Origin of the sequence: Paenibacillus sp. FSL H7-0716, assembly GCF_038002705.1 — a bacterium.
GTDB classification, from domain to species: domain Bacteria; phylum Bacillota; class Bacilli; order Paenibacillales; family Paenibacillaceae; genus Paenibacillus_AQ; species Paenibacillus_AQ odorifer.
The window spans coordinates 73137-85523 of sequence record NZ_JBBODA010000021.1; the positions used below are offsets into that span (position 1 = coordinate 73137).

Here is a 12387-nt window from a genome sequence, read left to right on the forward strand (position 1 = left end):
CGCGTACACTCCGGAAGGCATGCAAGGCATACGTATTAGACTACAGAACATGAAGGAGTGGAAGGGAATGCAGGCGAGATTGCTGCTTCAAGACGGAACTTTATTTACAGGTACCGCATTTGGCGCTGAAGGTGAAAAGACAGGCGAGGTTGTTTTTAACACAGGAATTACAGGATATCAAGAGGTACTGTCTGACCCTTCATATTGCGGGCAAATCGTTACCATGACGTACCCATTGATCGGGAACTACGGGATTACGCGGGATGATTTCGAATCTGTTCGTCCTTTCGTACACGGTTTTGTAGTGCGTCGTCATGAAGAAGTTCCAAGTAACTGGCGCGCAGAATACAGTGTGGACGACCTGCTGAAAGAATATGATATTCCTGGAATCAGCGAGATTGATACCCGGATGTTGACGCGGATTATTCGCCACTACGGAACAATGAAGGCGATTCTGACTACCTCTAATAAACGTGTAGAGGAATTGATGGAAATGATGGGCGACACTTCAATTGAAGAACTGCGCAATCAGGTAGCCCGCACATCTACTCCAAGCATGTACAATAGCCCGGGAACTAAAGAACGCATCGTGCTGGTTGATTACGGCGCGAAGGCTGGTATCTTACGCGAGTTGAACAATCGCGGTTGTGATGTTGTAGTTGTACCTCATGACGTAACCGCTGATGAGATTCGTCGCCTCAATCCAGATGGTATTCAACTCTCCAACGGCCCTGGGGACCCGAAAGATGTTCCACACGCAGTGAAGACGATTTCGGAATTGCTTGGTGAATATCCAATCTTCGGTATCTGCTTAGGTCACCAGCTGTTTGCACTGGCTTGTGGCGCAGATACAGAGAAGCTGAAATTCGGGCACCGTGGCGGTAACCATCCGGTTAAAGAATTGGAGAGCGGACGTTGCTTCATTACTTCTCAGAACCATGGCTACACAGTGAATGAAGATTCTGTGAAGAGCACGGAGCTAGAAGTTACTCACATTAATAATAATGATAAGACCGTTGAGGGACTTAAACATACCCGTTACCCTGCATTTTCAGTACAGTATCATCCAGAAGCAGCACCGGGACCTCATGACAGCAGCTATTTATTCGATCGTTTCTTACAGATGATCGCTGATCATAAAGCTAACACACCTGTGAGCTCGCGCCAGGCGCAGCTTGCGGCAAACGCCAGAATCACGGCGCCAAAACCTACAGTAAAACAGCTTGAAGCCGTGAAAGGAGCTCTATAACATGCCTAAGAATGAAAAGCTTAAAAAAATATTAGTAATCGGTTCTGGACCGATTGTTATCGGGCAAGCCGCAGAATTTGACTATGCCGGAACGCAGGCCTGTCAGGCCCTGAAAGAAGAAGGCGTCGAAGTTGTGCTGATCAATAGTAACCCAGCGACTATCATGACTGACACCAATATGGCTGATAAAGTTTATATCGAGCCGATTACCCTTGAATTCGTAACTGGCATCATCCGCCAGGAGCGCCCGGATGGCTTGTTGCCAACTTTGGGAGGACAGACAGGTCTTAATATGGCTGTAGAATTGGCTCGTGCAGGAGTATTAGAACAAGAGAATGTTAAGCTTCTAGGTACCCAGCTTGAGTCCATCGAAAAAGCAGAGGATCGCGATTTGTTCCGCGATTTGATGCGCGAACTGGAACAGCCTGTACCAGAGAGCACTATTATTACCACAGTAGATGAAGCGATGAAATTCGCTGAGGAAATTGGTTTCCCACTGATTGTACGCCCAGCCTATACGCTTGGCGGCACCGGCGGCGGGATCTGCGACAACGAAGAAGAGCTGCTTGAGACTGTCAAAGCAGGTATTCGTTATAGTCCAATCGGACAATGTTTAGTGGAGAAAAGTATTGCCGGCATGAAGGAAGTTGAATACGAGGTTATGCGTGATGCGAACGACAACTGTATCGTTGTCTGCAACATGGAGAACTTTGACCCGGTAGGTGTGCATACGGGGGATAGTATCGTTGTGGCACCTAGCCAAACGTTATCCGATCGTGAATATCAGATGCTGCGCAGCGCCTCACTCAAAATCATTCGTGCACTGAATATCGAGGGTGGCTGCAACGTGCAGTTCGCACTGGATCCGCAAAGCTATCAATATTATGTAATCGAAGTAAATCCACGTGTCAGCCGCTCTTCGGCTTTGGCTTCGAAAGCAACCGGTTATCCGATTGCCAAAATGGCTGCCAAAATCGCACTTGGTTACACACTTGATGAAATCGTCAATCCAGTTACTGGACAGACCTATGCTTGCTTCGAGCCTACACTTGACTATATCGTAAGCAAAATCCCACGCTGGCCGTTCGATAAGTTCATTCATGCGAACCGTAAGCTGGGCACACAAATGAAAGCCACTGGAGAAGTTATGGCCATCGGTCGTACCTTCGAAGAGTCCATTCATAAAGCAATTCGTTCCCTGGAAATCGGTGTACACCGTTTCCGCCTGCCGGGCGCTGAAGATTTGGAAGAAAGCGTCCTGCGTGAACGTCTCGCAAAACCTGATGATGAGCGGTTGTTCTTGATCGCGGAAGCTTTCCGTCGCGGATTTGGCTTGCAAGAGATCCAAGACATCACTAACGTAGACTGGTGGTTCCTGTCCAAGATCGAGGGACTGATCAACTTTGAAGAGGTCATCCGTGGGGATGAAAGCTTATCAGAAGAAACCTTGTACCAAGCTAAACGCAGAGGTTTTACAGACCGTGCGATTGCTGAGATTCGGGCAGAAGGACAAGCGAACGTTAAATTCATCAAAGAAGCTGATGTACGCGCGCTTCGTTTAGAGCGAGGATTAACGCCTGTATTCAAAATGGTAGATACCTGTGCGGCTGAGTTCGAAGCTTCTACACCTTACTACTACTCTACTTATGAGACTGAAAATGAAGTCATTCATTCCGATAAACAAAAGGTTATCGTGCTTGGATCGGGTCCAATCCGGATCGGTCAAGGGATTGAGTTCGATTACTCCACTGTGCATGCAGTATGGGCGATTCAGAAGGCAGGTTATGAAGCGGTTATTATCAATAATAACCCTGAGACTGTATCTACCGACTTTAATACTTCGGACCGGTTGTATTTTGAGCCCTTGTTCTTTGAAGATGTAATGAACGTAATTGCGCAAGAGAATCCGATTGGGGTTATCGTACAATTCGGAGGCCAAACAGCCATTAACCTTGCTGCACCATTAAGTGCCGCTGGCGTTAAAATTCTCGGAACTAGCCTAGACAGTATTGACGAAGCTGAAGATCGGAAGAAATTCGAAGCTTTGCTGGCTCGTCTGGATATTGCCCAACCAAAAGGGAAGACGGTTATCAACGTAGATCAAGCAGTAGAAACTGCACAATCGCTTGGATATCCAGTCCTGGTACGTCCTTCCTATGTACTTGGTGGACGCGCAATGGAAATTGTATATAATGATGCGGAATTGCTTAGCTACATGGTAGAAGCGGTTAAGGTGAATCCGGAGCATCCGGTATTGATTGACCGTTACATGTTAGGTAAAGAGGTTGAGGTAGACGCAATTTGTGACGGTGAGACGGTAGTTATTCCAGGGATCATGGAGCATGTTGAGCGTGCAGGCGTTCACTCCGGTGACTCCATCGCTGTATATCCTCCGCAATATCTGGATGAAGGTCTGAAAGCAAAAATTGCTGAGATCACAATCAAGATTGCTAAGGAACTGAAAACGATTGGTCTGGTCAACATCCAGTTCGTTATCTATCAGAATGAAGTGTACGTAATTGAAGTAAATCCACGTTCCTCACGTACGGTTCCATTCTTGAGTAAAGTAACTGGAATTCCAATGGCGCATCTGGCAACCAAAATCATTCTCGGCGGCAAGCTGATAGATGACGGTTATGCAGAAGGTCTATGGCCGGAAAGTGATTATGTATCGGTTAAAGTGCCGGTGTTCTCTTTTGCCAAGCTGCGTAGAGTAGAACCAACGCTCGGACCTGAAATGAAATCGACGGGTGAAGTTATGGGCCGCGATAAATTGTATGCAAAAGCTTTGTATAAAGGTCTAATCGGAGCAGGAATGAAAATTCCAGCAACCGGCGCTATCATCGTTACAGTGGCAGATAAAGATAAAGCAGAGGCTGTAGAGCTTATGAAAGGCTTCCACTCGCTGGGTTACAAGATCATTGCTACCGGAGGCACCGCTCAAGCGCTTGAAGAAGCAGGTCTCAACGTAATGAACGTGAACAAGCTGGATGAAGGTGCGCCGAACATTCTCGACTTGATTCGTGGTGGGCAAGCCAACTTCGTCTTTAATACACTGACTAAAGGGAAAACACCAGAGCGTGATGGATTCCGTATCCGTCGTGAAGCGGTTGAGAATGGCGTCGTATGTATGACATCACTCGATACAGTAACGGCACTGCTCAGAATGCTGCAGACGATCAACTTCTCGTCACAGTCCATGCCTGCTTTTGTCGGTCAATTAAACTAATCTCATAAAGATGTATAGGGCGGTTTGCGTTTACGCAGACCGTTCCGCTATGCCTAGGGGCTAATAAATGAAGAGTGTGGATTTAAATCTGCACTGGATAGGAGAACGGTTATGGGACAGGGAGATGCAAAGTGGAATGAAATGGCGAATCGCTTGATGATCGCCTTAGATTACCCTGATGTTGCTGGGGCAAGAACCTTGATTGACAAGCTGGAAGGGATTCCTTGTTATATGAAAGTGGGAATGCAGCTTTTTTATGCAGCGGGACCGGAATTCATTAATGAACTGAAATCTCGGGGGTATTCTGTATTTGCAGATGTCAAAATGCATGATATTCCTAACACGGTAAAAGGCGGGGCAGAAAGCCTTACGCACCTCGGTGTGGATATGTTTAACGTACATGCCGCAGGAGGCTCAGCGATGATGGCTGCAGCACGGGAAGGCGCTGCTTCAGTAGTTAATGCGAATGCTGCGCTTAAAATGCCTTTGATTATCGCAGTTACACAGCTGACCAGCACGAGCCAAGAAGTGATGAATAACGAAATTGGAATCGCAGGAGACGTAGCAGATACTGTAGTCAGATACGCTAAGCTGGCAGCCGCTGCAGGTCTGGATGGAGTGGTGGCTTCACCGCAAGAGTCTTCAGCGATCGCAGAGGCTTGTGGGCCCGCATTTTGTACAGTTACACCTGGTATCCGGCCAGCAGGTGCATCCCTAGGTGACCAGTCCCGGGTGATGACGCCGGGCAAAGCCATTCAGCAAGGTAGCCACTTCCTGGTGGTGGGCCGTCCTGTTACAACTGCAGCTGATCCACGTCAAGCAGCACTAAATATTATTGAGGAGATGACCTTAGCATGAGTACATTAAATAGAAGTGAACAAGTAGCAAGTTATCTGCTTACGATAGGAGCGGTGGCACTGCGTCCGCAGGAGCCTTTTACCTGGACCTCTGGTATTAAATCCCCGATCTATTGCGATAACCGTCTGACTATGGCTTACCCAGAGGTACGTAACTATATTGCTGATGCCTTCGCTGAGCTTATTAAAAGCCAGTATCCAGATGCAGAGGTGATCGCAGGTACAGCAACCGCAGGCATTCCTCACGCAGCTTGGGTAGCTGATAAACTTAATCTGCCAATGGCTTATATCCGCGATAAAGCTAAGGGTCACGGCAAGCAGAATCAGATCGAAGGACTGATTAAGCCGGGACAAAAGGTAGTGGTTATCGAAGACCTGATCTCCACTGGCGGAAGCTCCATCAAAGCAGCTCAAGCTGTGCAAGAAGCAGGCGCAGAAGCGTTGGCTGTATTGGCAATCTTCAGCTACGAGCTGGACCGTGCGGTCGATGCTTTTGCCGCAGCTGAAATGCCATTGCAAAGCTTGTCCAACTACAGCACATTGATTGACGTGGCTCTTACACAAGGCAAGATCGCAGCTACAGATGTGGAACTGCTGAAATCTTGGAGAAAAGATCCTTCCGCATTTGGCGTTTAAACTAAATATTTGAGTATAGATTGGACGGGCCTCTCACATTTTGGTGGGAGGCTTTTCTTTTTAACTACACTGAGAGTAATAAAAAGGAAAAGCTTAAAGTGCACTCAGCTGTACCAGGTGCATGAAGTACGCTGTTATTTATTGCTGAAAGATGCAATTATCCAGCCGCGGCAGGTGTAAACTCTGACACTCGAGATTCTGAAACTCTGCTGCTCTGAACGCTCTGACGCTTTGGAATACTATACTCTGTTCCGGTGATTCCATTGTGCTGTCGTCTCAAACTCTGCTGCTATGCGCTGTCACTCTATGCTCTGAACGCTCTGAAACTCTGGAATCTATACTCTGCTTAGGTGATTTCATCGCGCTGTCGTCTCAAACGCCGAATAGTTGCAGTTTGTGCACTTAAACTAACCTTTCTTAGAGGATCTGGCGATATAGTTGCACTTTGTGCAATTATATCCACCAGAAATCTGCCGAAAGCACCTAATAACGTTTTTTAACTGTACATAGTGCAATTAAAAGGAAGAAGCACAACACACTCAGCTGTAATAGTTGCATAAAGTGCAATTATCCTGCGTAGAAGGGGCGATTTGTGCCGGTCACAGGTTAGCTAGTAGATTAGTTAGTAGGTTAGTTAGTAAGGAAGCAAAATGCTGTATGGTAAAAGGAAAAGTAGAGTGGAGTGTAGGGTTTTGGTGTTTGCATTCACATTTCACATCTACATTCACGTTCTGACACTTGGCTGACCTGCGTTCTGTCGCTCTGGTATATTGCCTCTGACACTCGGGATTCTGACACTCTGCTGCTCTGCGCTGTCGCTCTACGCTCTGAACGCTCTGAAACAATGCTGCTCTGCTGCTCTGCGATGTCGCTCTATGCTCTTGCTCTGAACACTCTGAAACGCTCTGGCACTGTAGATTTCTATACTCTGCCCCGGTGATGCCATCGCAATGTCATCACACACGCCGAATAGTTGCAGTTTGTGCACTTAAACTAACCTTTCTTAGAGGATCTGGCAATATAGTTGCACTTTGTGCAATTATATCAGCCAGAAATCCGCCGAAAGCACCTAATAACGTTTTTTAACTGCACAAAGTGCAATTAAAAGGAGAAGTACAACACACTTCGCTTTTATAGTTGCACAAAGTACAATTATCCTGTCGCAGAAAGGCATTTCAGTATCCTCAGGAAACTCGCGGAACATTTTTTATAGAAATAATATGAAGAAATCGTAGCATAACTTTAAACAGCCTGTAACTTCCCCTCCTGAATAAAGCTATATACTGTTACTAGAATTATGGGTAATTATTCATAAGGTGGATGGATTGAGTATTTTATGGGAGGGTTCAAGAATGAATCATATAAATAATAATAGAAGGCTATGGCGGCGCTGGTTAAGCTTTGGAATATGTGCAGCACTCCTATTGCCTTTAATCTCTGAAAGCAGGCACACAGCCTGGGCGGAGGCTTCTAAGCCATCTACAGAACAGCGCGTGTTACGTATTGGCAGCCTCTGGTCTGGAGAGGACGATTCTTCTTTTCGTCAGCAGTTTACAGATATGTATGAATTGCAGCATCCTGAAATCAAACTTGAGATTATTCCAGCCATCAATATGAATGAGCTTCGTTTTGACAGCACCTATCCAGAGGTTAACCCAGATAATCTGGAGAATATCCGAACAATTATGGGCGGTGCACAGCCGGTTGATGTAATCGTCGGTGATAGTACATTGGTGAAGAGTTTGGTGGAACATAATCTGGTGCAATCGCTGGAGCCGCTTATCGCACGAGATCAATATGATTTAAGCAATATGGCGCCTACGATGCTAAGTGGAGTTCGTGAGCTGGGTGGAGGAAGTCTTTACGCGTTAGCGCCGACTTTTATGTCGAGTGCGTTATATTTTAACAAAGGTATTTTTGATGCTGCTGGGGTAGGTTATCCGACAGACGGAATGACTTGGGATGAAGTGTTCGCGCTGGCCGAAAAGGTGACCAAGAAATCGACAAATAAAGATAAGCGTATATATGGCTTTTCGATGAACCGTTATATGAGCGATCCTTACTGGGATATGCAGACCTATGTCTCACCGCTTGAGCTTGCTATGTATGACAACAAGGGACATAAGATGGAGGTAAACCAAACACAGTGGAGTCAAGCTTGGACGACCTACAGCCAATTGGTGAAAAAGCAAATTACACCTGGGTTAAACGGTATGGATTTTATAGAAACAGAACGGACCACCTATAGTCCTGTCCAAGGGGATCTATTCCTTACCGGAAAAGCTGCAATGGTAATTGGAGAATACGATTATCTTAATGAGCTTGCAGGTGTGAGTCGTAATGCAGCAAAAATTAAAAATTACATTCCCGTCGATTGGGGTTTAGTTACCGTACCTACTTTTAAGGAGAAACCAGGAGTGGCTGTAGGTACCTGGGTAGGTAATATGATGGCTATCAACTCTATGGCTGCTAATAAGGAAGATGCGTGGGATTTGATCAAGTTCGTTAACAGTAACGAGGTAGCCAAAATCAAAGCCCATACCCGCGGGGAACTAACTTCCCGTAAGGATTACATTACCACGCAGGTACTTTCAGCAAAGCTGGAGTCCTTCTATACGCTCAAACCATTACCAGCCAATGATCCTTTGATGAACGTCCTACAGACACAGAAGCCTGGAATTAGCCGTATTAACGATGTTGGGCGTCAACTGTTCACAGAAGTTTATCAGGGCAAGAGAACGGTCGAGAGTGCCCTAAAAGCTTGGGAGAAGCAAGGGAATACCATGCTGGGTACGCTCGAAAAAGACCCCACATATTATTTTGACTCCATAGGGGATTGAGTTTTGGAATATGTAGCAGCCACCGGATTTCCGGTGGCTTATTTTGTGGAAGTTGGGCATGATAAGCTTCAGAGCAGCGTAAGATTAATTTGCGAAAAGGAGAAGAGGGCATCATGAATTGGATATACTTCGCGAAACTGTTCAGAACGAGATTTCAAGCAGGCTGTTTGGCAAAAAGACTTGAGCAAGATGGCTGGATTTATGGCTATCATGACCCAAGTTTTGTGGAGATTTATCGATCCCGCAAAGGAAGATATGGGGTTAGATTTTTGCCTTGAGAACTTTTACAAATTCATCCTTGACGTAGACCCATTTTGTACTGTATATTATTTATTGTCGCTGTTTGAATATTATTTCTGACGCGGGGTGGAGCAGCCCGGTAGCTCGTCGGGCTCATAACCCGAAGGTCGCAGGTTCAAATCCTGCCCCCGCAACCAATTTTATTACAACAGCAATTGTACATTCGGATATTTTTAGATCCGGGCCCTTAGCTCAGTTGGTTAGAGCGGTCGGCTCATAACCGATTGGTCGGGGGTTCGAGTCCCTCAGGGCCCACTTAGAGAAAACCCTTACTTTGTAAGGGTTTTTTGCTTTCTATAGGCTTTGTAATATTAAGAAAATAGAATGGATAAAGACTAGGATTTTGAGCTTGCTAACGGATTTGCTAACGGGAATTATTTTTCTGCAGTTTCGAGCTGTTTTTCAGCGTATTTATTCAGTTCTGCTTCAATTTTGTCAACGGCCTCTTCCTGCATGATTGGGAGTAGGTGTGAGTATCGTTCGTTGAACATCGCTGGAGTCATACCCAGCCGTTCAGCAGCTACCTTTGGATTTATTCCGATCGCCAATAAGAATGATGCATGTGTATGTCGCTGGTCGTGGAATCTAATTTTTTTGACACCTGCTTTACGTACAAGTACGTCCATACCTTCAGTAATTCGTTTTGGCTTTATATAACCTCCGCCAGGGTAGCAACATACTAAGTCATTATCCTCATATGAGTCCCCATATTCTTTTTTATAAGCCTCGATTTGCTTGTAGCGTTCCTTAAGGTCATCAATAATATTCTGAAAAAGTTTTACCCGTCGTATGGAATCATTCGTTTTCGGACGTTGAATGACTAAACCATCACGTGTCCAGTTGGCCGTCTGGATCACCTTGAGTTCTTTCTTTTCGAAGTCGATATCACCCCAGCGAAGCCCAAGGATCTCACCACGTCTCATTCCAGTATAAATTGCCAATGAAAACACAATATAATGAACATGATACTTTGACGAATTAAGGAATTGGGTGAATTCCTCTATGGTCCAGAACTGCATCTCCTTTTGCTCGTTCGCGTTTATCTTACTCCGCATAGATACTTTACTCATTATATCTTCTGCCAATAGTCCAGATTCAGAGTATGCAAGTCTGAGCGCGCGTTTCAGCACACCATGGATATTCTTTACATAGTCCTTCGAATATTTCTTCCGAAGGTCTGCATAGAAGCTCTTAATCGTTCGTGGGGTGAGAGCCTGAAGCTTTACTTTGCCAAGTGCGGGTATAATGCGGGCTTCAATTATGGTTTTCTCTGTGTCATATGAGGTTGGCTTGAAGTTGGGTTTAGCATGTGTCTCCAAATATTCCACCAAATACTCTGCTAGTGTAATCTTAGACTGCTTTAGATCCAGTCCTTTTTCAGCATCAGTCATTGCTTTTCTGCATGCACTCCATGCTTCTTTTTCGGTTTTAAATCCACCTTTTGATTTTTGGCTCCTTTCACCTGTCAACGGATCTGCTGGTAAATCGAAGACGTAGGTGTATGTTTTACCTCTAGGGTATACATGGCCTTTCATAATCAACAATCCCTTCGTAATTAGAAATTTATAGCGTCATCAATAGCATCCATAGGAAGAATCAGCCGTGTTACGCCCTGGCCATGACGCCAGGCCACTCGAGATAAGTTGATGGTCACATACCCTTTCCGATCCGGAAGCAGAGTAAGGTCTCCAGGCAGAACGGTAGCATCATGTCGAGAACGGTGGAATGACGAACTATGTAGTTTATAGTTTTGCTCGACATTAAGGTCCAGTGGCTTGTTCCAATTGAAACCCTGACGCTGCTCAATGACTAAGGCTTGGGGGCGAGAGAAGTCTTCTAGACCATACAATGAATGAATACGGGGCTCCTGAAGGTAGCCGAGACCTGAAACAGGGGATTCGTGGATTGTGGTTTCAAGACTGGACGTAATCTGGTTGGTGTATGTAAAGGTTGACATGAACTCCGAATTATTTATTCGATCTTCCACTTGTTTGAGACGCAACTCTGCTAATTCTGGATAGGCATGGAATTCTAAAGCGAGTAAGCTAATGGCTTCACTCCTGTGAATAGGAAGTGTTATCTGCTCAAGCATAAAGAATGGGATCGTGGCGTATAACGCAAAACGGTCAGCATCAATCTCTTGAGCTTCACGAAACAAATCTGGCATCCAGCGTTGATCACCTGAGTGACGAATTACATGACAAAGCTCATGAAAAAAAACCTTACGCTGTTCTGTACGATCATTGCGGTTGTCTATAAAAATGACTCTTTCTTCATTTTCACTAAATGTTGTTTTGTCATAATAAACAATATCTACCCCGAAGATCAGTGCGATCTTGTCTATATCAAGATCATTAGGAGTGAAAACACAGTTAGATCGGTATTGTTCTTCAATCCATTGTTCCAGAGGAGTTTTGAAATAGTTGGAATAATTCATATAATGACCCCCGTTTTACGTACATATGTTCTGTTTTATTGTGAAAAGAAAAGCCATTGCTGGCTTAAGTAATTCAGTGCTTATCAGGTTTATTCTCGTTAACTTTAAATCCTCTTATAAAGCCTAATATTAAAACTAGTAACATGCTAGAGATAAAAAGGATGTCAATGATTTTCCCCCACCAAGCAAATTCCCACAAAAACAAAGCTACAAATCCAAGGAAGAGGAAAGATATTATATTTTTCAAACTTCGACTATAAAGTACCGCTAATATAAGAATAATTATGAGTACCATACGTATTACCAACCTTATAATTCTCCATCGGATGGAGGATTTTATTATTTCTTTTGAGTTTGTTCGGCCGCGCGTTTTTTCATTTCTCGGTAACGCAAGAGAGCGGCTTCCATTTCTTCTATCTCGTCTTCAGTATAATTCTCTGGACCTCCGAAAAAGGACATATTTGTATCAGGTCTTTTACGTATGTCTGACCGACCACTTAAATAATCAGTATCGACATCGAATACGTCAGCAAGCCTACTTAACGTATCTATTGGCGGGAGTTTAGTTGCGTTTTCATAGGCAGTATATGTAGGTCTTGCTACACCAACAAGATCAGCTACATATTCTTGTGTCCATTTAGAATCCGACTTCTTAAGGTTTTCTCTCTCACCCTTTAATCGTTTAGCGACTATTTCCATATACACCACACCATCTATAAGAATAAAACTATTATAACGTTCCTTATAGGAACAATAAATAAATGTTCCTATAAGAATCAAATTATATTGACATGTTTCTTTAAGTAACATATAATCAATCCATAAAGTTACTTATAGGA

At 44.6% G+C, this 12387-nt stretch carries 9 protein-coding genes and 2 tRNA genes; 8 read left to right on the plus strand and 3 right to left on the minus strand.

Annotated features, from left to right (window positions below):
• The first annotated feature begins 67 nt into the window (after positions 1-67).
• From MHH60_RS22895 to MHH60_RS22930, 8 genes are all read left to right on the plus strand, one after another.
• Complete coding sequence (locus MHH60_RS22895; RefSeq protein ID WP_076136505.1) at positions 68-1249, plus strand: glutamine-hydrolyzing carbamoyl-phosphate synthase small subunit; 1182 nt, start codon at positions 68-70, stop codon at positions 1247-1249.
• 1 nt (position 1250) lies between these two features.
• Positions 1251-4478, plus strand: a complete 3228-nt coding sequence (gene carB / locus MHH60_RS22900; protein WP_076136504.1) for a carbamoyl-phosphate synthase large subunit — start codon at positions 1251-1253, stop codon at positions 4476-4478.
• 111 nt (positions 4479-4589) lie between these two features.
• Positions 4590-5336: an orotidine-5'-phosphate decarboxylase gene (pyrF, locus tag MHH60_RS22905; RefSeq protein ID WP_038572835.1), complete on the plus strand. Its 747-nt coding sequence runs from the start codon at positions 4590-4592 to the stop codon at positions 5334-5336.
• Entirely contained in the window at positions 5333-5971 is a 639-nt protein-coding gene (gene pyrE, locus MHH60_RS22910; protein ID WP_076128834.1) for an orotate phosphoribosyltransferase, read from the plus strand. Before pyrF ends, pyrE begins: the two co-directional genes overlap by 4 nt.
• Positions 5972-7323: 1352 nt before the next feature.
• Positions 7324-8811, plus strand: a complete 1488-nt coding sequence (locus MHH60_RS22915) for an ABC transporter substrate-binding protein (RefSeq protein WP_076136501.1) — start codon at positions 7324-7326, stop codon at positions 8809-8811.
• Positions 8812-8924: 113 nt separating this feature from the next.
• Positions 8925-9089 carry a hypothetical protein gene (locus MHH60_RS22920; protein WP_167347621.1) on the plus strand — a complete coding sequence of 55 codons (165 nt, stop codon included), beginning with the start codon at positions 8925-8927 and terminating at the stop codon, positions 9087-9089.
• An 82-nt stretch (positions 9090-9171) separates the two neighbouring features.
• Positions 9172-9248: transfer RNA gene (locus MHH60_RS22925), tRNA-Met, on the plus strand.
• Between the two features lie 44 nt (positions 9249-9292).
• Positions 9293-9366, plus strand: a tRNA-Ile gene (locus MHH60_RS22930).
• Between the two features lie 119 nt (positions 9367-9485).
• Here the strand turns inward: MHH60_RS22930 and MHH60_RS22935 are convergent.
• From MHH60_RS22935 to MHH60_RS22945, 3 genes are all read right to left on the minus strand, one after another.
• A complete protein-coding gene (locus MHH60_RS22935; protein ID WP_076136499.1) occupies positions 9486-10646 on the minus strand; it encodes a site-specific integrase in 1161 nt (386 codons plus the stop codon).
• A gap of 20 nt (positions 10647-10666) precedes the next feature.
• A complete protein-coding gene (locus tag MHH60_RS22940) occupies positions 10667-11548 on the minus strand; it encodes an ImmA/IrrE family metallo-endopeptidase (RefSeq protein ID WP_076136497.1) in 882 nt (293 codons plus the stop codon).
• 339 nt (positions 11549-11887) lie between these two features.
• A complete protein-coding gene (locus tag MHH60_RS22945) occupies positions 11888-12358 on the minus strand; it encodes a helix-turn-helix domain-containing protein (protein WP_306082173.1) in 471 nt (156 codons plus the stop codon).
• Positions 12359-12387: the final 29 nt, after the last annotated feature.

Coding starts and splice junctions, on each gene's coding strand:
- MHH60_RS22945 (WP_306082173.1), bottom strand. CDS start 12,358: ATGTTACTTAAAGAAACATGTCAATATAATTTGATTCTTATAGGAACA.
- pyrF (WP_038572835.1), top strand. CDS start 4,590: ATGGGACAGGGAGATGCAAAGTGGAATGAAATGGCGAATCGCTTGATG.
- pyrE (WP_076128834.1), top strand. CDS start 5,333: ATGAGTACATTAAATAGAAGTGAACAAGTAGCAAGTTATCTGCTTACG.
- MHH60_RS22935 (WP_076136499.1), bottom strand. CDS start 10,646: ATGAAAGGCCATGTATACCCTAGAGGTAAAACATACACCTACGTCTTC.
- MHH60_RS22940 (WP_076136497.1), bottom strand. CDS start 11,548: ATGAATTATTCCAACTATTTCAAAACTCCTCTGGAACAATGGATTGAA.
- carB (WP_076136504.1), top strand. CDS start 1,251: ATGCCTAAGAATGAAAAGCTTAAAAAAATATTAGTAATCGGTTCTGGA.
- MHH60_RS22895 (WP_076136505.1), top strand. CDS start 68: ATGCAGGCGAGATTGCTGCTTCAAGACGGAACTTTATTTACAGGTACC.
- MHH60_RS22920 (WP_167347621.1), top strand. CDS start 8,925: ATGAATTGGATATACTTCGCGAAACTGTTCAGAACGAGATTTCAAGCA.
- MHH60_RS22915 (WP_076136501.1), top strand. CDS start 7,324: ATGAATCATATAAATAATAATAGAAGGCTATGGCGGCGCTGGTTAAGC.